The 20,882-nt window shown below is 68.7% G+C and carries 18 protein-coding genes; 10 read left to right on the top strand and 8 right to left on the bottom strand.

Going from position 1 to position 20,882, the window contains the following annotated elements; all coding sequences use genetic code 11:
• Nucleotides 1–6 precede the first annotated feature (6 nt).
• The 7 genes from ASG62_RS01090 to ASG62_RS01060 all read right to left on the bottom strand — a co-directional run bounded on the left by ASG62_RS01090 (nt 7) and on the right by ASG62_RS01060 (nt 7,166).
• Nucleotides 7–2,160 (bottom strand): xanthine dehydrogenase family protein molybdopterin-binding subunit, encoded by a 2,154-nt coding sequence (locus ASG62_RS01090; protein WP_056694595.1) that lies wholly within the window; start codon nt 2,158–2,160, stop codon nt 7–9.
• A 4-nt stretch (nt 2,161–2,164) separates the two neighbouring features.
• Nucleotides 2,165–2,623: a (2Fe-2S)-binding protein gene (locus ASG62_RS01085; RefSeq protein WP_056694596.1), complete on the bottom strand. Its 459-nt coding sequence runs from the start codon at nt 2,621–2,623 to the stop codon at nt 2,165–2,167.
• A 284-nt stretch (nt 2,624–2,907) separates the two neighbouring features.
• A complete protein-coding gene (locus tag ASG62_RS01080) occupies nt 2,908–3,093 on the bottom strand; it encodes a CsbD family protein (protein ID WP_200944683.1) in 186 nt (61 codons plus the stop codon).
• A gap of 96 nt (nt 3,094–3,189) precedes the next feature.
• Nucleotides 3,190–3,960: a sulfite exporter TauE/SafE family protein gene (locus tag ASG62_RS01075; protein ID WP_056694597.1), complete on the bottom strand. Its 771-nt coding sequence runs from the start codon at nt 3,958–3,960 to the stop codon at nt 3,190–3,192.
• Nucleotides 3,961–4,143: 183 nt separating this feature from the next.
• On the bottom strand, nt 4,144–4,869 hold the full coding sequence (locus ASG62_RS01070; RefSeq protein WP_056694600.1) for a DNA helicase: 726 nt from the start codon (nt 4,867–4,869) through the stop codon (nt 4,144–4,146).
• 265 nt (nt 4,870–5,134) lie between these two features.
• Complete coding sequence (gene groL, locus ASG62_RS01065) at nt 5,135–6,790, bottom strand: chaperonin GroEL (protein ID WP_056694988.1); 1,656 nt, start codon at nt 6,788–6,790, stop codon at nt 5,135–5,137.
• 79 nt (nt 6,791–6,869) lie between these two features.
• Nucleotides 6,870–7,166 (bottom strand): co-chaperone GroES, encoded by a 297-nt coding sequence (locus ASG62_RS01060; protein WP_056694601.1) that lies wholly within the window; start codon nt 7,164–7,166, stop codon nt 6,870–6,872.
• 595 nt (nt 7,167–7,761) lie between these two features.
• On the opposite strand from ASG62_RS01060, the gene ASG62_RS01055 reads away from it, so the two are divergent.
• The 4 genes from ASG62_RS01055 to ASG62_RS01040 all read left to right on the top strand — a co-directional run bounded on the left by ASG62_RS01055 (nt 7,762) and on the right by ASG62_RS01040 (nt 13,729).
• Nucleotides 7,762–8,622, top strand: a complete 861-nt coding sequence (locus tag ASG62_RS01055; RefSeq protein WP_082537192.1) for a TIGR01459 family HAD-type hydrolase — start codon at nt 7,762–7,764, stop codon at nt 8,620–8,622.
• Nucleotides 8,619–9,599, top strand: a complete 981-nt coding sequence (locus tag ASG62_RS01050; protein WP_056694603.1) for a bifunctional riboflavin kinase/FAD synthetase — start codon at nt 8,619–8,621, stop codon at nt 9,597–9,599. Before ASG62_RS01055 ends, ASG62_RS01050 begins: the two co-directional genes overlap by 4 nt.
• Nucleotides 9,600–9,847: 248 nt before the next feature.
• Nucleotides 9,848–12,874, top strand: coding sequence for an isoleucine--tRNA ligase (gene ileS, locus ASG62_RS01045; protein ID WP_056694604.1), 3,027 nt, complete (start codon nt 9,848–9,850; stop codon nt 12,872–12,874).
• Between the two features lie 168 nt (nt 12,875–13,042).
• On the top strand, nt 13,043–13,729 hold the full coding sequence (locus tag ASG62_RS01040) for a hypothetical protein (RefSeq protein ID WP_056694992.1): 687 nt from the start codon (nt 13,043–13,045) through the stop codon (nt 13,727–13,729).
• 6 nt (nt 13,730–13,735) lie between these two features.
• On the opposite strand, the gene ASG62_RS01035 is transcribed toward ASG62_RS01040, so the two are convergent.
• The gene (locus ASG62_RS01035) at nt 13,736–14,182 is read right to left on the bottom strand and encodes a nucleoside deaminase (RefSeq protein ID WP_056694605.1); all 447 of its coding nucleotides are present in this window, start codon (nt 14,180–14,182) and stop codon (nt 13,736–13,738) included.
• 82 nt (nt 14,183–14,264) lie between these two features.
• Here ASG62_RS01035 and ASG62_RS01030 point away from each other — a divergent pair, with 82 nt between their 5' ends.
• The 6 genes from ASG62_RS01030 (at nt 14,265) to ASG62_RS01005 (ending at nt 20,877) form a co-directional block, all read left to right on the top strand.
• Nucleotides 14,265–16,148 (top strand): pseudouridine synthase, encoded by a 1,884-nt coding sequence (locus ASG62_RS01030; protein WP_056694606.1) that lies wholly within the window; start codon nt 14,265–14,267, stop codon nt 16,146–16,148.
• Between the two features lie 6 nt (nt 16,149–16,154).
• Entirely contained in the window at nt 16,155–16,727 is a 573-nt protein-coding gene (gene rsmD, locus ASG62_RS01025) for a 16S rRNA (guanine(966)-N(2))-methyltransferase RsmD (RefSeq protein WP_056694608.1), read from the top strand.
• Nucleotides 16,728–16,793: 66 nt separating this feature from the next.
• Entirely contained in the window at nt 16,794–18,242 is a 1,449-nt protein-coding gene (locus ASG62_RS01020; RefSeq protein WP_056694610.1) for a M16 family metallopeptidase, read from the top strand.
• A 20-nt stretch (nt 18,243–18,262) separates the two neighbouring features.
• The gene (locus ASG62_RS01015; protein ID WP_056694612.1) at nt 18,263–19,606 is read left to right on the top strand and encodes a M16 family metallopeptidase; all 1,344 of its coding nucleotides are present in this window, start codon (nt 18,263–18,265) and stop codon (nt 19,604–19,606) included.
• Between the two features lie 28 nt (nt 19,607–19,634).
• Complete coding sequence (locus tag ASG62_RS01010) at nt 19,635–20,498, top strand: patatin-like phospholipase family protein (protein WP_056694613.1); 864 nt, start codon at nt 19,635–19,637, stop codon at nt 20,496–20,498.
• A 157-nt stretch (nt 20,499–20,655) separates the two neighbouring features.
• Nucleotides 20,656–20,877, top strand: coding sequence for a DUF2945 domain-containing protein (locus tag ASG62_RS01005; protein WP_056694614.1), 222 nt, complete (start codon nt 20,656–20,658; stop codon nt 20,875–20,877).
• Nucleotides 20,878–20,882: the final 5 nt, after the last annotated feature.

The following is a 20,882-nucleotide window of genomic DNA, read 5'->3' as shown; positions in this document are numbered from 1 at the left end:
AGACCTTCACGAGACCACCACGGGAACGATCGGCAGGCGGCGCACCGGCGTGCCCGTGAGCCGGCGCCAGGCATTGGCGACGGCGGGGCCGACGGGCGGAACGCCGGGCTCGCCGACGCCGGTCGGCGGCTCGGCGGAGGGCACGATCTCGACGATCACCTCCGGCATCTCGTTGATGCGCAAAGACCGGTAGTCGTGGAAGTTCGACTGAACGATGCGCCCGCCCTCGCCGAGCGTCACCTCGTCGAAGAGCACCGCGCCCAGCCCGTAGCCGACGCCGCCTTCCATCTGCGCGCGGATGACGTTCGGATTGATCGCGACGCCGCAGTCCACCGCGACCCAGACCTTGTGGACGCGCGGGCTGCCATTCTCGGAGGAGACCTCCACGATCTGCGCGACATAGGTGCCGAAGCTCTTCACGACGGCGACGCCGCGCGAGCGGCCCTCCGGCACGGGCTCGCCCCACTTGGCCATCTCGGCCACGGTCTTCAGCGTGCCGCGATGGCGCGGCTCCTTGCCGAGCATGGCCATGCGGCCCTCGACCGGGTCCTTGCCGACGCGCTCCAGAAGCTCGTCCACGAAGGTCTCGACGGCGAAGCCCGTATGGGTGTGGCCGACCGAGCGCCACCAGAGGGCGGGCACGGGCAGCTGTGTGTTGTGCGAGACGACGTGGAGGTTCGGGATGTCGTAGGGCGGGTTCGCCGCGCCCTCGACGGAGGTCTCGTCGAGCTCGGCCTTCGCCATGATCGACTGGCCGACGATCGACTGGCGCCAGCCGGTGATGCGGCCTTGCGCGTCGATCGAGGCCTTCATGCGGTGGGCGTACATCGGGCGGTAGAAGCCGCCGCGAATGTCGTCCTCGCGCGTCCACATGAACTTGACGGGGCGCTTGGCGCCGCTCGCCTTGAAGACCTCGGTCGCTTCGCGGATGAAGGGCGAGCCGAACTGCGCGCGCCTGCCGAAGGAGCCGCCGCCGAGCTGCGTGTTGACGCGGACCTTGGCGGGGTCGAGACCCAGAATGTCGGCCACCGCCGCCTTGTCCTGGCCCGGAAACTGCGCGCCGTTGTAGAGATCGACCGATCCGTCATCTGCGGGCACGAAGACCGCGTCCAGCGGCTCCATCGGCGCATGGGCGAGGAAGGGGAAGACAAGGTCGGCTTCGAGCGAGATCGAGCCGTCCTTGGCGAAGGCCTCCTCGACATTGCCCGTCTTGGCCGCCTCGAAGCCCGTCTCGTCGTAGAGCTTGACGTAGTCGGCCTCGATCTGCCGGGAGGAGCGCGTCTCGGCCTTGTCGAGATTCCACTCGATCTTCAGCGCCTGACGGCCCTTCAGCGCCGCGAACGTGTTTTCGGCGAAGACCGCGACGCCCTGCGGGATCTGCTTGACGTCCACGACGCCGGGGATCGCGAGCGCCTCGGAGGCGTCGACGGAGGCGACCGTCGCGCCGAAATGAGCGGGGTGGGCGACGCTCGCATAGAGCATGTCGTCGGCGAGCACATCGAGGGTGAAGACGGCCTTGCCGGTGGTCTTCTCGATCGTGTCGAGCTTCGGCCGATCGGTGCCGATCAGCTGGAAGGTCGACGGGTCCTTGAGCGTCGGATTCTCCGGCGGCGTCCGGGCCGCGGCTTTGTCCGCGAAAGCGCCGAAGCCGCTCTCGCGGGCCGAGGCGGCGTGCCGGATGCGGCCTTTCTCGACCGTGATCTCGGCGGCCGGGACGCCCCAGTCCTCGGCGGCGGCGGCGACCAGCATGGCGCGGGCCGTGGCGCCGGCCTTGCGCATCTGCTCGTAGGAATTGGCGATGGCGGTGGAGCCGCCCGTGCCCTGCAGGCCGAAGGCGAGATTGGCGTAGACCTTGTCGTCGGCGGGCGAGTGGACCGCGCGCATCTGCGCCCAGTCGGCGTCGAGCTCCTCGGCGACGATCGTGGCAAGACCGGTGAAGGGCCCCTGGCCGAACTCGATATGCTTGGAGAGGATCGTCACCGTGTCGTCGGTGCCGATCTTCACGAAGGCGTTGATCTCCTTCAAGCCCGCCGCGCCGCCGGCGGGAACGCCCTGGCTGGCAGGCCCCGCGAAGGCTTTGGGCGCGAGGCTGAGGCCGATGACGAGACCGCTGCCGGCCAGAAAGGCGCGGCGGGTCGGACGAAAATTCTGGATCGTCATGGAATCAGCCCTCCATCGAATTCGCGGCATCGTGGATGGCCTGCCGGATGCGCTGATAGGTGGCGCAGCGGCAGATGTTGCCGGCCATGGCGCCGTCGATATCGGCGTCCGTCGGTTTCGGCACGGTCTGGAGCAGCGAGACGGCCGACATGATCTGGCCGGACTGGCAGTAGCCGCATTGCGGCACGTCGATCGCGACCCAGGCCTTGCGGATCGCCTCGGCCTCGGCGCCCTCGACGCCCTCGATCGTGACGATGTCGGAGCCCTCGGCCGTCGAGATCGGCGTGATGCAGGAGCGACGGGTCATGCCGTCCATATGGACCGTGCAGGCGCCGCATTGGGCGACGCCGCAGCCGTATTTCGTGCCGGTCAGCTTCTCGGCGTCGCGGATCACCCAGAGGAGCGGGGTCTCCGGATCGCCGTCGAAGCTGCGTTCCGAGCCGTTGAGCGTGAAGGTGATCAAGCTCGTTCTCCTTCCGAAAGGGGTTGTCGGCGGTGCGTTGGGGCTCGGGCGTTGCCGCGACCAAGGTCGTCGCAGGGCCCGCCCGCAGGACCGCTCTCTGGTATGGTTCCAAAGTGACAGATGGTTCCCTTCGCGGGAAGGCAAGGGCGACTGGCAAATTCCATTCGTTCGGTTGACGGACCGTTCGGAAAACGAAGGACAAAGACGAGGCGGGCGGAGGCGACGAAAAAGGCCGCTCCCTTTCGGAAGCGGCCCTTGTCAGACAGATGTCGGGGGTCGTCGGATCAGCTGAACTGATCCTTCACCGCGCCCTTCACCTTGCCGGCATTCTTCTCGACCTTGCCTTCGGTCTGCTGGATTTCGCCCTCTGCTTCCATCCGCTCGTTGCCGACCAGCTTGCCGGCCGCTTCCTTGATGGCGCCGCCAGCCTGCTTGAGGGTGCCGGAAACTTCGTGCTTGTCGATGGCCATGGTGATCATCCTTGAGCTTTTGTGCCCGCGCCGGTCGCGCTTGGCTTCCCTCCTACAATGCGGGTCCGGCCAGCGCGTTCCAACCTAACCAAAGGTTCATTCGAGGAGTTGGTAGGCCTGGGTCGCGGAGAGGACGCAGATGAGGATCGCGACCGCGCGCAGCAGCCAAGCCTGCGGAATCCTGCGGACGATGTAGCCCGCGAGCGGCGCGACGACGAGGCCGCCGAGAATCAGTCCACCGACGGCGCGCGCATTCTGAAAGAGGTCGGGCGCATCCGTCCAATGGCCGGTGATCAGCGCGAAGGCGAAGCTGAGGGAGACCGTAAGCGCGACCAGGAACTCCGCCGTGTTCACGGTGCCGATGACGTAGCGCGGCTGCCCGCCGGCGCCGAGCAGGCCGGAGGTGACGATCGGTCCCCAGCCTCCGCCCCCGATCGCGTCGAGAAAGCCGCCCGCCGTGGCGATCGGCGGCACGACGAGCGGGGGCACGGGCCGGCGCGGCACCTCGCGCATCGAGCGCACGAGGAGGAACACGCCGATCGCGCCGAGATAGGCGGCGATGTAGGGCTTGATCGCATCGCCGTCGACGCTGGTCAGGACATAGGCGCCGAGCGCTCCGCCGACGACGCCGAAGGGCACCAGCCGCCGGAAGAGCTTCCAGTCGATGTTGCGATTGACGATGTGGCCAGTGCCGGATGCGGCCGTGGTGAAGAGTTCGGCTGCATGAACCGAAGCCGAGGCCTGCGCCGGCGGAATGCCGAAGGAGAGAAGGACGGTGGAGGAGATGACGCCATAGGCCATGCCGAGCGCGCCGTCGACGAGCTGGGCGAGGGCGCCGACGAAGAAGAACAGAAGAAACTCGCTCATGCCGCTCCCATGCCGTGCCGTCCGGAGGCGACCGGAACGACATGGGGGCGTTAGATGGGGCAGGCCGCCGGCCTTTGTATCCGCCTAGAGTTTCTCACGGATACGTGGAAACCGGTTATTCCGAAAAGACGAACAACGACAAAGGAAGCTGGAGCCTGTCTGGTTGGGAATGAACCTGAGGCTCTAGACCGCTGTCGGTGCGAGAGCCTCGAAATGGACGTTGCCGCCGTTGAGGAAGCACGCTTTGTCGAACAGCGACAGGTCGAGAGGATTGGGGGTGGAGATGTCGCCGAGACTGGGCATCGGACTTGCAGCGGGATCGTAGGATCGGTCGATCTGGCTGAGGAAGGCGAGGACGAGCCCCTTCCTGATGGCGAAGTCTTTCAACTGCCGCACCTGATCCAGAAGCGGCGGATGCTCGCGCTTCTGATCGAGCAGCTGAAGATAGTCGATCACCACCAGCGTTCCGACGGATGCGTCCGCCAAAGTTTCGATGATGTAGCGCGAAGAAATGTCGCTGGAATCATAGAACCGGAAGAGCGCGTCGAACCGTTGCGCCTGCCACCCGAGATCGGCAAGGCGGGCAAGGACGTCTCTCGCGGTATAGACCAGGGAGAACATGGCCGCAGACCGGCCGGCCAGCATGGCCTGAGCGGCCAGATCCAAACCGAAGAGCGTCTTGCCTTCGCCGGGACGTCCGGCGAGGAGGAGCATGTCCCCCGGCCGGAGCCGTCTCAAGATCGCGTCGGCTGCGTGGGCGCGGGAGGACTTGGCGGCAAGGAGGCTCCAGCGCTCGAAGCCCTCCTCGGCAGCGACCTGATCGAGGGCCGCGTGGAGCGGAATGTTCGTGATGCGCGACCGCTGCCTGGCCTTTGCACGCAGCCGGACGATGGGCGCCGAGAGATGCATGAAAACCCTCCTATCGCGAGCGATCCTTGCAGTCCCTCCTTGTGCGCGATGCTCGAATAGTCGGTTCGTCGGTGCCGTGACCCTGCATGTCGGATGCTTCCCGATCGGAGGGAGGAGGCGTGGGTCTCGCCTTGGAGAGCAAAGCTAATCGATTCCCGACGAGCTGTGAACGAGGGATCGTTCTTCCAAACGCGGAAAGGGCCCGGCGTTGCCGCCGGGCCCTTTCCTTCTAATGCGTTCGACCGGATGGCCGAGAGGCCGGACTTTAGAAGTCCATGCCGCCCATGCCGCCCATGCCGCCGCCCATGCCACCCGGCATGCCGCCGGCCGAGCCCGAGTCCTTGCGGGGAGCTTCGGAGATCATGGCTTCGGTGGTGACGAGCAGGCCGGCGACCGAGGCCGCGTCCTGAAGAGCGGAGCGCACGACCTTGACGGGATCGACGATGCCCATCTGGATCATGTCGCCGTACTCGCCGGTGGCCGCGTTGTAGCCGAAGGTCTGCGAGGCGTTCTCGAGAACCTTGCCGACGACGATGGAGCCTTCGGCACCCGCGTTGATGACGATCTGACGAAGCGGAGCCTGAAGAGCGCGGCGCACGATGGTGATGCCGGCTTCCTGGTCCTGGTTCTCGCCCTTGATCGTCAGGGCGTTGGAAGCGCGCAGGAGAGCGACGCCGCCGCCGGCCACGATGCCTTCTTCGACGGCCGCGCGGGTCGCGTTGAGGGCGTCGTCGACGCGGTCCTTCTTCTCCTTGACTTCGACTTCCGTCGCGCCGCCGACGCGGATGACCGCGACGCCGCCGGCGAGCTTGGCCAGACGCTCCTGGAGCTTCTCGCGGTCGTAGTCCGAGGTCGTCTCCTCGATCTGGCCCTTGATCTGGCCGACGCGCGCCTGGATCTGGGCGGACTCGCCCGAACCGTCGACGATCGTGGTGTTCTCCTTGGTGATGGAGACCTTCTTGGCACGGCCGAGCATGTCGAGCGTGACGTTCTCGAGCTTGATGCCGAGGTCTTCGGAGATGACCTGGCCGCCGGAGAGAACGGCGATGTCCTCGAGCATGGCCTTGCGGCGATCACCGAAGCCGGGCGCCTTGACGGCGGCGATCTTCAGGCCGCCACGCAGCTTGTTGACGACGAGCGTGGCCAGGGCCTCGCCTTCGACGTCCTCGGAGATGATGAGGAGCGGCTTGCCCGACTGGACGACCTGCTCGAGAACCGGCAGCAGAGCCTGGAGGTTCGAGAGCTTCTTCTCGTGCAGGAGGATGTAGGGGTCCTCGAGCTCGGCGACCATCTTCTCGGCATTGGTCACGAAGTAGGGGGAGAGGTAGCCGCGGTCGAACTGCATGCCTTCGACGACTTCGAGCTCGGTCTCGGCGGTCTTGGCTTCCTCGACGGTGATGACACCCTCGTTGCCGACCTTCTGCATCGCCGAGGCGATCATCTGGCCGATTTCCTTCTCGCCATTGGCGGAGATGGTGCCGACCTGGGCGACCTCGTCGGAGGTCTCGATCTTGCGGGCCGAGGAGAGCAGGGACTCGACGACCTTGGCGACGGCCATGTCGATGCCGCGCTTGAGATCCATCGGGTTCATGCCGGCGGCGACCGCCTTGCCGCCCTCGCGGACGATGGCCTGGGCCAGGACCGTCGCGGTGGTGGTGCCGTCACCGGCCTTGTCGTTGGTCTTCGAGGCCACTTCGCGCAGCATCTGCGCGCCCATGTTCTCGAACTTGTCCTCGAGCTCGATCTCCTTGGCGACGGAGACGCCGTCCTTGGTGATGCGCGGAGCGCCGAAGGACTTGTCGATCACGACGTTACGGCCCTTGGGGCCGAGCGTTACCTTGACGGCATCCGCGAGGATGTCGACGCCACGGAGCATGCGTTCGCGAGCGTCACGGCCGAACTTGACTTCTTTGGCTGCCATGTTGGTGGTCTCCTCGACGTGCCCGAAGGCCACGCCGTTTCAGATGAGATGAAAGGGAATCAGAGGTCGCGGCGAAGGCTCAGCCGACGATGCCCATGATGTCGGATTCCTTCATGATCAGAAGGTCTTCGCCGTTCAGCTTGACCTCGGTGCCCGACCACTTGCCGAAGAGGACGCGGTCGCCCGTCTTCACGTCCAGCGGCTGGATCTTGCCGCTCTCGTCGCGGGCGCCGGGGCCGGCTGCGACGATCTCGCCTTCCTGCGGCTTCTCCTTGGCGGTGTCGGGGATGATGATGCCGCCGGCCGACTTGGTCTCGGACTCGACGCGCTTGACGACGACGCGGTCATGAAGAGGACGAAAGTTGGTTGTAGCCATGGTCTGGAACCTTCAGCTCGATAAACAGAGGCCGGACCCTCGAGCGGCGTCCGGTCCTATTGGTTGGCACTCACCGAGGGCGAGTGCTAGCGAGGCGGAGATAGGCGGTTCCCCCCGCTTCTGTCAAGCTTCGCGCCAGCTTTAGAGCCGCTCCGGCGAGGCCCGGGATGCCGGTCTTCCCATGTTTTCCATCGCGCCTTCAACGGCTTGACCTGTCTCTGCAAATTCGTCGACGGCTCGCGGCCTTGGAGAGCGAATCCTTAAGCTTGTCGCTGCAAGTCGGTCGGGACATTCCTGGCCGGGTGCGGGATCGCCGGCCTTTCCGGTCAAACCGCCATCCGACATGGCCTCGCCGCCGTAAGCCGCGCGGAAGCGCGCGGGCGATCGTGACGCGGCCCGGCTCGGCTTGACCCCGGGCGCGGGCCTGACTATCGCCAAAGCCCTGAAGACCCATATGCCCGACCGCCGGAAAGCCGGCCGGAGGGCAAGGCCTGGAAGGCGGACCGATGCGGACCACACCGGATCACTCGAAGCGCGCCGCAAGGCTTTGGACGGCGCGGCCCGCTTCCCGCAAGGCGGCCGGCGAGGTCTTCCCATGACGGCGGGCGCTTCGACCGCGCCGGCCTTGGTCGCGACGCCGGGCCTTGCCGAAATCGCCGGCGCCTATTCCGCGATCTTCTGCGACATCTGGGGCGTTCTCCACAATGGCGAGGAGAAGTCGCCCTCCGCCGAGGCCGCGCTGCTCGCCGCCCGCAAGGCGGGCGTCACCGTGGTGCTCGTGTCCAACTCGCCGCGCACCTCCGCCGCCGTCGGCGCGCAGCTGGATATGCTGGACGTGACGCGCGAGGCCTACGACGCGATCGTGACCTCCGGCGACGTGACGCGCGCCCTCATCTCGGCGGGCGGCCGCCGCGTCTATCATCTCGGCCCCGCGCGGGACGCCGATCTCTTCGAGGGCCTCGACGTCGCGCGCGTCGGCGAGGCGGAGGCCGAGGTGATCGTCGCGACCGGTCTCTTCGACGACGAGCGGGAAGTGCCGGAGGACTATGCCGACCAGCTGGCGCGGCTGGCCGCGCGCGGCCTGCCGATGATCTGCGCCAATCCCGACATCGTGGTCCATCGCGGCGGGCGCCTCATCTGGTGCGCCGGGGCGCTGGCACGCGACTATGCCGCGCTCGGCGGCGAGGTGCGCATGGCGGGCAAGCCGCATGCGCCGATCTACGCGGTCGCCGAGGATCGCGCCGGCCTTTCCGACCGCTCGGCGATCCTTGCCATCGGCGACGGGCTGAACACCGATATCCGCGGCGCCAACAATGCCGGGATCGACGCGCTGCTCGTCGTCGGCGGTATTCACGGCGAGGAGCTGGGCGGCGCCCATGCCGGCGCGGCGGCGCTGGCCGAGGCACTGTCCGGCCAGGGCCTCTCCGCCCGCTACTTCATGCCGACGCTGGCATGAGCGAGCCCGCGATCCGCCGCTTCGCCGATCCGGCCGACCTGCCCGCCGACCTTGCGGGCTGCGTCGTCGCCATCGGCAATTTCGACGGCGTGCATCGCGGCCACCAGAGCGTGCTCGAAACCGCGCGGGGCATTGCCGAGGGGCTGGGGCGGCCGCTGGTCTGCCTCACCTTCGAGCCCCATCCGCGCACCGTCTTCGCGCTCTCGCGGCCCGTGCCGCGCCTGACGCCGGCGCCGATGAAGGCGCGACTTCTGGCGGCGCTCGGCTATACCGCCGTCGTGGAGCACCGTTTCGACCGCGACTTCGCCTCGCTGTCGGCCGAGGATTTCGTGAAGATCGTGCTGCTCGACCGGCTGAAGGCGCGCCACGTCGTCGTCGGCTTCGACTTCCAGTTCGGCGCCGGGCGGCTCGGCACGCCGCTCTTCCTCGCCGAATCCGCCGCACGCCACGGGTTCGGCGTCACCGTCGTCGAGGCCTTTCTCGACGAGGGCGGGGCGACCGTCTCCTCCAGCCGCATCCGCGAGCATCTGGCCGCCGGGCGCCCCGCGGAGGCCGCCGCCCTTCTCGGCTATCGCTGGACGCTGGAGGCCCCGGTCACGGGCGGGCAGCAGCTCGGGCGAACGCTCGGCTATCCCACCGCCAACATGGTTCTTTCCGACGACATGCTCGGCCACGGCATCTACGCCGTGCGCCTGCGCCGCGCCGACGGCACGCTCCATGGGGGCGTCGCGAGCTACGGCCGCCGGCCGACCTTCGACAACGGGGCGGCGATCTTCGAGACCTTCGTCTTCGACTTTTCCGGCGATCTCTATGGCGAGGTCTGCGAGATCTCGCTCTTCGCCTTCCTGCGCGGCGAGGAGCGCTTCGAGAGCGTGGAGGCGCTGGTGCGCCAGATGGACAAGGATTCGGAGGTCGCGCGCGGGCTTCTTGCCGGCGCCGAGCCGCTCTCGCCGCTCGACCGGGCGATCGCCTTCTGACGAAAGACCTTGCCGCCGCGGCGGGCGGGGCGGTAGAGAAGCCCCGATGAGCTCTTTTCATACGGATATAAGGCGAATTATTCGCCCGGCTCCGCGCGCGGCCTGACCAAGGCCCGGACGCGCGGGGACCGGGAGCCCCGCCGACCGTCCGCCCCGCCGCATCGGCCGGGCGTCGTTTCCCGTTTTCGAGGTCATCGAGCGCCCGCCCTCCGGCGCGCCGGGCCGCACCAGCCGAGAAGTTCCATCCGATGAGCGCCGACGCCGCGATCGACTATTCCAAGACCCTCTATCTTCCCGAGACCGCGTTCCCGATGCGCGCGGGTCTGCCGCAGAAGGAGCCGGAGATCGTCGCTCGCTGGGACAGCGAGAACCTCTACAAGCGCCTGCGCGAGGAGGCCGCCGGCCGGCCGAAATACGTGCTCCACGACGGCCCGCCCTATGCCAACGGCCAGCTCCATATCGGCCACGCGCTGAACAAGATCCTGAAGGACGTCATCACGCGCTCCTTCCAGATGCGCGGCTACGACGCGAACTACGTGCCGGGCTGGGACTGCCACGGCCTTCCCATCGAGTGGAAGATCGAGGAGCAGTATCGCGCCAAGGGCAAGAACAAGGACGAAATTCCCGTCAACGAGTTCCGCGCCGAGTGCCGCGCCTTCGCCGCGCATTGGGTCGGCGTGCAGTCGGCCGAGTTCCGGCGCCTCGGCGTCGAGGGGGACTTCAAGGACCCCTACCTGACCATGGCCTTTCCCGCCGAGAGCGTGATCGCGGGCGAGCTTTTGAAATTCGCCATGTCCGGCCAGCTCTATCGCGGCTCCAAGCCGGTCATGTGGTCGGTGGTCGAGAAGACCGCGCTCGCGGAAGCCGAGATCGAGTACGAGGACTACGAGTCCGACACGGTCTGGGTGAAGTTTCCGGTGCGGCCGGCCGAGAACGGCTTCGCGCCGGCCTTCAAGGGCGGCATTTCCGGCTTTCCGAAGGCCGGATCGCCCGATGCCGGCCCGCTCGACGGCGCCTCGGTCGTCATCTGGACGACGACGCCCTGGACCATGCCGGGCAACCGCGCCATCACCTATAACCCGAAGATCGCCTACGGCCTCTACGAGGTGACGGCGCCCGACGATGCGGAAAACCCCCGCTGGGCGCGCTTCGGCGAGCGCTTCGTCCTCGCCGACAAGCTGGCCGCCGAGGTCTTCGCCAAGGCGCGCGTCGAGGCCGGCGGCTTCGTGCGCGTAGCGGATGTCGGGGCCGCCGAACTCGAACTCCTCACCGTGGACCATCCGCTGAAGGGGCTCGGCGGCGGGTACGAGTTCGCCGTGCCGCTGCTCTTCGGCGAGCATGTGACGGACGATGCCGGCACGGGCTTCGTCCACACCGCGCCCGGCCATGGCCGGGAGGATTTCGACGCCTTCATGGATGCGCGGCGCGCCATGGAGGCGCGCGGCATCGACACGGCGATCCCCTTTACCGTCGACGACGACGGCTTCTACACCAAGGATGCCCCCGGCTTCGGCCCGGGCGCCGAGGGCGGGCCGGCGCGCGTCATCGACGACAAGGGCAAGAAAGGCGACGCCAATAAGCGCGTCATCGAGGCGCTGGTCGCCCGGGGCAATCTTTTGGCGCGCGGGCGGCTGAAGCATCAGTACCCGCATTCCTGGCGCTCCAAGAAGCCGATCATCTACCGCAACACGCCGCAATGGTTCGTCCATATGGACAAGGACCTCGGCGGCTACGGCCTGCCGGAAGGCGCGCTGGCCGAAGGCGACACGCTGCGCGGCCGCGCCCTCAAGGCGATCTCCGAGACGCGCTTCGTGCCCGCCGCCGGACAGAACCGCCTGCACGCCATGATCGCGGACCGGCCGGACTGGGTCCTGTCCCGGCAGCGCGCCTGGGGCGTTCCGATCTGCGTCTTCGTGGATGCGGACGGCGATGTCCTGAAGGACGAGGCGGTCAATGCGCGCATTCTTCAGGCCTTCGAGGTCGAGGGCGCGGATGCCTGGTTCGCGGAGGGCGCCAAGGAGCGCTTCCTCGGCAATGCGCATGACGGCGCGAAATGGACCATGGTCCGCGACATTCTCGACGTCTGGTTCGATTCCGGCTCGACCCACGCCTTCTGCCTGGAGAAGCGGCCGGACCTCAAATGGCCCGCCGACCTCTATCTCGAAGGCTCCGACCAGCATCGCGGCTGGTTCCACTCCTCGCTGCTCGAATCCTGCGGCACGCGGGGGCGGGCGCCCTACGACGCGGTGCTGACGCATGGCTTCGTCATGGACGAGGAGGGGCGCAAGATGTCCAAGTCCCTCGGCAATGTCGTGACGCCGCAGGAGGTGATCCAGCAATCGGGCGCCGACATCCTGCGGCTCTGGGTGGTCTCGTCGGATTATTCGGAGGATCTGCGCCTCGGCAAGACGATCCTCCAGACGAACATCGACGCCTATCGCAAGCTGCGCAACACGATCCGCTGGATGCTCGGCACGCTCGCGCACGACACCGGCGAGAGCCTGCCCCTCTCCGACATGCCGGAGCTGGAGCGGCTGATGCTGCATCGTCTCGCCGAGCTCGACGGCGTGGTGCGGGCTGGCTACGACGCCTTCGACTTCAAGCGCGTGGCGCGCACGCTGCTCGACTTCTCCGTGGTCGAGCTTTCCGCCTTCTATTTCGACATCCGCAAGGACACGCTCTACTGCGACGCGCCGTCCTCGCGGCGCCGGCTGGCCTCGCTCCAGGTGGTGCGCGAGATCTTCGACCGGCTCGTGACGTGGCTGGCGCCGATGCTGCCCTTCACCATGGAGGAGGCCTGGGGCTCGCGCCGTCCGGGCTCGGGCTCGGTGCATCTGGAGCAGTTCCTCCCGGTCGAGGCGGCCTGGACCGACGAGGCGCTGGCGGCGAAATGGGCGAAGATCCGCCGCGTGCGCCGCGTCGTGCTGGGCGCGCTGGAAGAGGAGCGCCGCGCCAAGCGGATCGGCTCCTCGCTGGAGGCAGCGCCCACCGTCTTCATCGCGGATGGCGAGCTTCGCGCGCTCGTCGCCTCCCTCGACTTCTCCGAGATCGCCATCACCAGCGGCATCGAGATTTCGGGCGAGGCCGCGCCGGAAGGGGCCTTCACGCTTCCCGACACGCCCGGCATCGCCGTTCTGCCGAAGCTTGCGGCCGGCACCAAATGCGCGCGGTCCTGGCGGATCACCGACGATGTCGGCTCCGACCCCGCCTATCCCGACGTCTCGGCGCGCGATGCGTCGGCGCTTCGCGAGCTGGCGGCGCTCGGCCGGCTGTGAACAAGCCGCCGTTGCCGGCCGGCAACAGCGGCGCGTTTCTTGTCTGATCGCGGGAACTTCTTTAAGGAGAGCCCGCAATTGGACCAATTTCCATGCGACGGGCCGGGCACTATGACGGTGATCCCCGCATCCGGCAGGGAACCGATCGGCAAGGGGGCCGAGCGCCAGATGATGCTTCGACAGTTCAGCGGCTTCGCCACCACCGGTCTCGTTCTCTGCGCGGGCCTTGCGCTTTCGGGCTGCCTCGGGCCGACCTACGGCACGGGCCAGTCGCAGGGAGCGCAGCTGTTCAACGATCTCGACGGCATGCTGACGCTGGGCTCCTCGACCAACAAGGAAAAGATCGACTACGCGCCGCGCGCCGAGCTGGTGCGGCCGAAGCAGATCGGGGCGCTTCCCGCGCCGCAGGAGAAGATCGACGCCACGCGCGATCCGAGCTGGCCGGAATCGCCGGAGCAGCGCAGCGCCCGCATCAAGGCGGCGGCGGATGCCAAGGCCGGCAAGGCCGACGGCGCTCTGCCCGTCGACGTCATGCTCTCGCGCAAGGAAGGCATCGAGGACGAGGCGATCGCCGCCAACACCTACAATGCCGGCTCGTCGCGCGACAACGGCTCGACCACCCTGTCCGTGCAGGAGATGAAGAGCGGCGGCGAGGGCTTCCGCGAGCGTCTGAAGGAAAGCCGCCAGGGCAGCCCGACCCAGCGCAAGTATCTCTCCGAGCCGCCGATCGCCTATCGCCAGCCGGCAGCCTCCGCCCCGGCCGGCGATCCCGGCCTCGACGAGCGCGTGAAGGAAGCGCGCTACAAGAAGGACGAGAGCCTCGGCTCCAAGATCCGCGGCATCCTGCCGTTCTGACCTCGCCTATCGGCGGCCCTTGAAGAAATCCGTGAGGATCGCGGCCGCCTCGCTTTCGGCGATGCCGGAATAGACGTCGGGCGCATGGTGGCAGGTGGGTTGCGCGAAGAAGCGCGGCCCGTTCTCCACCGCGCCGCCCTTGATGTCGCCGGCGCCGAAATAGAGCCGCCGCAGCCGGGCGAAGGAAATCGCCCCGGCGCACATGGCGCAAGGCTCCAGCGTCACGTAGAGATCGCAGCCCGTCAGCCGTTCCCGGCTCAAGTGGGCGCAGGCCTGCCGGATCGCGAGGATCTCGGCATGGGCCGTCGGATCGAACAATTCGCGCGTGCGGTTTCCGGCCGCCGCCACCACCACCTCCTCGCACACGATCACCGCGCCGACGGGCACTTCCCCCCGCCCGGCCGCCGCATGCGCTTCGCGAAGCGCCAGTTCCATGGGATTTCCGCGCGCCATCGTTCCCGCGTCCTCTCGCCCTCGCGTCACTCGCACGGGCCTGCCGGACCTGATATCGGTCGTTGCGAAAAGGGCCAAGCCGATGACCGACAAGACCGACAACGACGACAAGGGTTCCCGCCCGCGCAGCCCCGGACGGGGCGGTGCCGGAGGAGACGGCGAAAAGCGCCGCGTGTTCAAGCCGCGCCCGCTCGGCGAAGGCCCGCGCCCCGCGCGCGGCGAGAAGCCCGATGGCGGAGCCCCGCGCAAGAGCTTCGGCCGGCCGGTGGAATCGACCGGCGGCCGCGACGGCCGCCCGCCCAAGCCCCGGCCGCTCGTCGCGGACGGCGTGCCCCGGTCGTCGGGCAAGGGCGACGGACCGAGGTCGTCCGGCAAGCGTGACGAGGCGCGATCGTCTTCGTCCGAGGGTTTCCGCAAGCCCCGGCTTGCAGCCGCTGCGAGCGACGAGCCCGCCGGCTCCATGCGCATCGCCAAGCGTCTGGCGCGCGCCGGCATCGCGTCGCGTCGCGACGCGGAGGGCATGATCGCCGATGGCCGCATCAAGCTGAACGGCCGGCTTCTCGATTCGCCCGCCGTCACCGTCACGTCGTCCGACCGGATCGAGGTCGACAACGAGGCGCTGCCGGCGATCGAGCGCACGCGCCTCTGGCTCTTCCACAAGCCGGCCGGGCTCGTCACCACGAACCGCGATCCCGAAGGGCGGCCGACGGTCTTCGACCGCCTGCCGGAGGATCTGCCGCGCGTTCTCAGCGTCGGCCGTCTCGACATCAACACGGAGGGGCTGCTGCTCCTGACCAACGACGGCGGTCTTGCGCGCATTCTGGAGCTGCCCGCGACGGGCTGGCTGCGGCGGTATCGCGTGCGCGCCTTCGGCTCGGTGACGCAAGGACAGCTCGACGAGCTTCGCCAGGGCATCGCCATCGACGGCGTCTTCTACGGCGCCATCGAGGCGACGCTGGACTCACAGAAGGGGCACAATGTCTGGCTGACGCTCGGCCTTCGCGAGGGCAAGAACCGCGAGGTCAAGCGCATCCTCGGCCATCTCGGCCTCGACGTGAACCGCCTGATCCGCCTCTCCTTCGGCCCGTTCCAGCTGAGCGACCTGCCTGAGGGCGCGGTGCGCGAGATCAAGGGCCGCATGCTGCGCGACCAGCTCGGCGAGCGCCTGATCGAGGAATCCGGCGCCGATTTCGACGCGCCGATCGTCAACACCTTCACCAACAAGGTCGTGGAGGCCGAGCGGCCGGACCCGGCCGAGCGCAAGGCCAAGCCCGCCGAGGCCAGCGAGTGGGTGTCGGCCACCTCCTCCGAGCCGCCCCGGCTGAACCGCAAGAAGTTCGGCGCGGCCAAGCGCGACGATGCGCTCGGGCGCCTCGACACGCGCCCGCAGCGCAAGAGCTTCGAGAAGCCGGGCGGCGATCGCTCCGCGCGCGGGCCCGATCGCGGACAGGACCGTGGTCCCCGCCCGGATCGCGGCGCGCGGCCAGACCGTCCGCCGCGGGGCGATCGCCCGCCGCGCGAGGGCGAGGAGGCCGAGGCGCCGAAGCGCCCGGGCGGCGGCCGCCGCATGGCCAATGTCTGGATGGCGCCGGGCGCGCGGCCGCTGAGCGAGAAGCAGACGCTCGCCCGCGAGGACCGCGCCAAGCGGCAGGATCGGCCGAAGCCCACCTTCGGGCGCAAGACCGAAGGCGGCGGCGAAGGACGCGGGGCGAAGCCCGAGGGCGAGCGCAATTCTGCGCCGCAGGGCGAGCGCCGGTCCGCGCCGCAGGGCGAGCGCACCTGGGCGCCGCAGGGCGATCGTCCGTCCCGCGCGCCGCAGGGCGATCGTCCGTCCCGCGCGCCGCAGGGCGACCGGCCCGCGCGCGCGCCTTTCAAGGGCCCCCGCGACGGGGCGCCCGGCGGCGATCGGCCGAGGACCAGAGGCCCCGGCGGTCCCGGCGGCCCGAAGCGCGGCCCGAAGGCCTAAGCGCCCATGCGGATCGTCGGCGGCGCCTTTCGCGGGCGCAGTCTTCTGACGCCCTCCACCGATCGCATCCGGCCGACGACGGACCGGACGCGGGAGAGCCTCTTCAACATCATCGAGCACGGGATCGGCCATGATCTCGTGGGCGCCCGCGTGCTCGACCTCTTCTCCGGCACGGGCGCGCTCGGGCTGGAGGCGATGTCGCGCGGGGCGAAGTTCTGCCTCTTCGTCGAGGAGGGCGCGGAGGGGCGCGGCCTCGTGCGCGGCAATGTCGAGGCCTTCGGCCTGACGGGGGCGACGCGCATCTTCCGCCGCGACGCCACGCGGCTCGGCCCGGCGGGCGGGCAGGGCACGTTCGATCTTCTCTTTGCCGATCCGCCCTATGGAAAGGGCCTCGGCGAAGCCGCGCTCGCCAGCGCGCTGGAGGGCGGCTGGCTGGCGCCCGAGGCGCTCTGCGTTCTGGAGGAGGCGGGCTCGGCGCCCTTCGCCCTGCCGGAGGGCTTCGTGCTGGAGGACACGCGCGCCATGGGCGACACAGTGCTGCGCTTCCTGCGCGCGGCGGCGACCCTAACAAAAACGTAAATTGCGGCCATCTCCGCCCTCGGCCATACAGCGGCCTCAACGAGCCAACGGCCCGAAGGATCGACGATGACCAGACATGCCCGGCGCGCCGGCGCCTCCCTCGTCGCGCTTCTGATCGCGATGCCGCTCGCGGCCCAGGCGCAGACCGCGCCGACCAAGCCCGATGCGACGACGCCGGCCGCGCGCATGGCCGAGGCGGAGGCCAAGCGCGAGAAGGTCTCCACCTTCAAGCTCGCCAACGGGCTCGACGTCGTCGTCTTGCCCGACCACCGCGCGCCGGTCGTCACGCAGATGGTCTGGTACAAGGCGGGCTCGGCCGACGAGGTCGCGGGCACGTCGGGCATCGCGCATTTCCTCGAACATCTCATGTTCAAGGGCACGAAGACCCATCCGGCCGGCCAGTTCTCCAACGCCGTCTCCGATATCGGCGGCGAGGAGAACGCCTTCACCACGTCCGACTACACCGCCTATTACCAGCAGGTGCCCGCCGAGGCGTTGGAGACCGTGATGGGCTTCGAGGCCGACCGGATGGAGAACCTCGTTCTCTCCGACGAGGCCGTGCTGCCCGAGCGCGACGTGATCCTCGAGGAGCGCCGCCAGCGCACCGACAACGATCCGGGTTCGCAGCTGTCCGAAGCCGTTCAGGCCGCGCTCTTCCAGAACAGCCATTACGGCATTCCGGTCATCGGCTGGCGCCACGAGATGGAGAAGCTGTCGCGCGAGGACGCGATCGCCTGGTACGACAAGTTCTACACGCCGAACAACGCGACGCTGATCGTCGCCGGCGACGTGACGGCCGATCAGGTGAAGACGCTGGCTGAAAAGACCTTCGGCAAGGTGCAGCGGCGCGCCGAGCCCGGCGACCGTGCGGCCCTTCGCGCGACCGAGCCGGAGCCGGTGGCCGCGCGCACGGTGACGCTGACCGACGAGCGCGTCACGCAGCCGTCCTTCAGCCGCACCTATCTCGTGCCCTCCGACACGACCGCCAAGCCCGGCGAAGCCGAGGCGCTTGACGTGCTCGCGGACGTGCTCGGCGGCGGGGCGACCAGCCGGCTCTATCGCCAACTCGTCGTCGGCAAGGGCATCGCCGCCAATGTCGGCGCCTTCAACGCCTCCTCGGCGCTGAAGGAGGGGCAGTTCGGCTTCTACGCGACGCCGCTCGGCGAGGCCGGCATCGCGCCGCTGGAGGCGGGGATCGACGAGGAGATCGCCAAGGTCCAGAAGGACGGCATCACCGCCGACGAGCTGGAGCGCGCCAAGAACCGCGTGCGCAAGGCCGTCATCTACGAGCGCGACAGCCAGACCTCGCTCGCCCGCCGCTACGGCGCGGCGCTCTCGACCGGGCGCACGATCGCCGATGTCGACAGCTATCCCGAGCGCATCGAGGCGGTGACGGTGGACGCCGTGAAGGCGGCGGCCGAAACCTACCTTCAGAAGAAGCGCTCGGTCACGGGCTACCTTCTGCCGGCGCCTGCCGCGGCAGAGGCGGCGCCCGCCACCCTGAACCGGTCCTGAGCCCGCGCGAGGATAATGCGATGACGATCTCCCAGACTTTCGCGGTCTCCACGGCGGCCCGAGCCGGCGCCGTCCTCTCCTTCACCTTCGGGCTCGGCCTTGCCTTCGCGACGCCCTCCGAGGCGGTCGAGATCCAGGAGGTCACGAGCCCCGGCGGCATCAAGGCGCTGCTTGTCGAGGACTATACCAATCCGCTGATCGCGGTGAACTTCGCCTTCGAGGGCGCGGGCTCCACCTCGGACGCGCCTGGCAAGGAGGGCACGGGCACGCTTCTGACCGGTCTTCTCGACGAGGGCGCGGGCCCGATCGAGAGCGCGGCCTTCCAGTCGAAGCTCGACGAGCTCGGCGTCAGCCTCTCCTTCGACGTCGGCCTCGACAATTTCACGGGCTCCTTCCGCACGATCGTCGAAAACGAGGACGAGGCCTTCGATCTCCTCGGCCTCGCCCTAAACGAGCCGCGCTTCGACGACGAGCCGGTGGCGCGCATGCGCGCGCAGTTCGTCACGCAGATCGTCTCGAACCTCAACGATCCCGGCGCTCTCGCCAGCAAGGCCTGGCGCCAGGCGGTCTTTCCGGGCCATCCCTATTCGCGCCCGAGCGAGGGCACGGCGGAGACGCTGGCCGCCGTGACCAAGGCCGATCTCCAGGCCTTCCGCACCAAGGGCTTCGCGCGCGGCAACCTCGTCGTTGGCGTCGTCGGCGCGATCGACGCCAAGGCGCTCGGCGAGAAGCTCGACACGGTCTTCGGCAAGCTGCCGGAGAAGGCCGATCTTCCCAAGGTGCCGGATGTCGCGCCGGTGACGGGCAAGACGGTCGCCGTGCCGCTCGCCGTGCCGCAGACGCAGATCCAGTTCGCGCTGCCCGGCGTGAAGCGCGACGATCCCGACTTCTTCGCCGCCTATCTGATGAACCACGTTCTGGGCGGCGGTTCCTTCTCGTCCCGCCTCTACCAGGAAGTGCGCGAGAAGCGGGGTCTTGCCTATGGCGCCTCGTCCTATCTCGCTTCCTACGACCATGCCGCCGTCCTCGGCGCCGGCACCGCGACGCGGGCGGACAAGGCGCAGGAAAGCGTCGACATCATCCGCGCCGAGATCAAGCGCATGGCCGAGAACGGTCCGACCGAGGAGGAGCTCGCCAAGGCTAAGGCCTATGTGAAGGGCGCCTATGCGATCCAGAACCTGGACTCCTCGCTCTCCATCGCCTCCACCCTCGTCGGCATCCAGCTCGACCGCCTCGGCATCGACTACATCGACAAGCGGCAGGAGCTGATCGACGCCGTCACCATGGACGACGTGAAGCGCATCGGGAAGAAGCTGCTCTCGCTGGAGCCCTCGGTCGTCACCGTCGGCCCCGCCGCGTCCTGAGACGGGCTGCTATGAAGGACATCGGACGGTGAGCGAGAGCCCCACGCTCGGCCTTGCGCTCGGCGGCGGCGGGGCGCGGGGCCTTGCCCATATCCATGTCCTCATGGCGCTCGACGATCTCGGCCTCAAGCCGCAGCACATCGCCGGGACCTCGATCGGCGCGATCGTCGGCGCCGCCTACGCGGCGGGCCTCAGCGGCGCGGAGATCCGCGAGCACGCGCTCGAGGCCTTCGGCACGGCGCGGCTCGTCGCCAGCCGCATCTGGGCGACGCGCCCGCCCTCGCTCGCCGACTTCTTCGCCGATGGCGGCTTTCGCCTGGGGCAGCTCAATGCCGAGCGCGTGCTCTCCGCCTTCCTGCCGCGCACGATGCCGCGCGACTTCGCTCTCCTGAAGATCCCGCTGACGGTCATGGCGACCGATTTCGGCGCGGGCGAGGAGGTCGCCATCGAGAGTGGCCCGCTCTTTTCCGCGCTCGCCGCCTCCGCCGCGCTCCCGGCTCTGTTCCGCCCGGTCAAGCGCGACGGGCGCATCCTCATCGACGGCGGCATCTTCAATCCCCTGCCGTTCGATCTCCTCTGCGGCCGCTACGATCTCGTCGTCGCCTGCGACGTGACGGGCGGGCCCGAAGGCCTCGCGCCCGGCCGCGTCCCGACGCCGGTGGAGGCGCTGGTCGGCTCGTCGCAGCTGATGATGCGCTCTGTCATCCACACCAAGATGCTGATCCGGGCCCCCGACGTCTTCGTCGCCCCCAAGGTCTCGCGCTACGGCGTCCTCGACTTCATGCGGGCGCGCACGATCCTCTCGGACACGGCGAGCCTTCGCGAGGAGGTGAAGGTGGCGATCGGCCGGCGGCTGGAGCGAAGCGACGCCGAGGACGACGCGCAGGAGTAACGGCCCGCCGTCCTTCGTCGGCTCGTTCCGGCCAACAGGGCCTCGTGCCATCTGCGTGCCTTCGGTTCCATCCGACCCCCGCGACGTTTGGAGGCGGGAACGGCCGGGGCCGGCCGGCGATTTCCGTTTTGGTTCCAACGCGAGCGGGAGACGGGATATGGCGGAGACGCTGAAGAAGGGCGACGAGGTCGAGTGGAAGTTCGGCAAGGGCAAGGCCGAGGGCAAGGTCGAGCAGACCTTCACCGAGAAGGTCACGAAGACCATCAAGGGCAAGGAGATCACGCGCAATGCCAGCGAGGAGAAGCCGGCCGTGCTCGTGAAGCAGGATGACGGCGCCAAGGCGCTGAAGAGCAAGACGGAACTGAAGAAGACGAAGTAGGGCCG

The organism is Aureimonas sp. Leaf427 (assembly GCF_001425485.1).
Taxonomy (GTDB): Bacteria; Pseudomonadota; Alphaproteobacteria; order Rhizobiales; family Rhizobiaceae; genus Plantimonas.
This window is presented reverse-complemented; position numbering and strand designations above follow the sequence as displayed.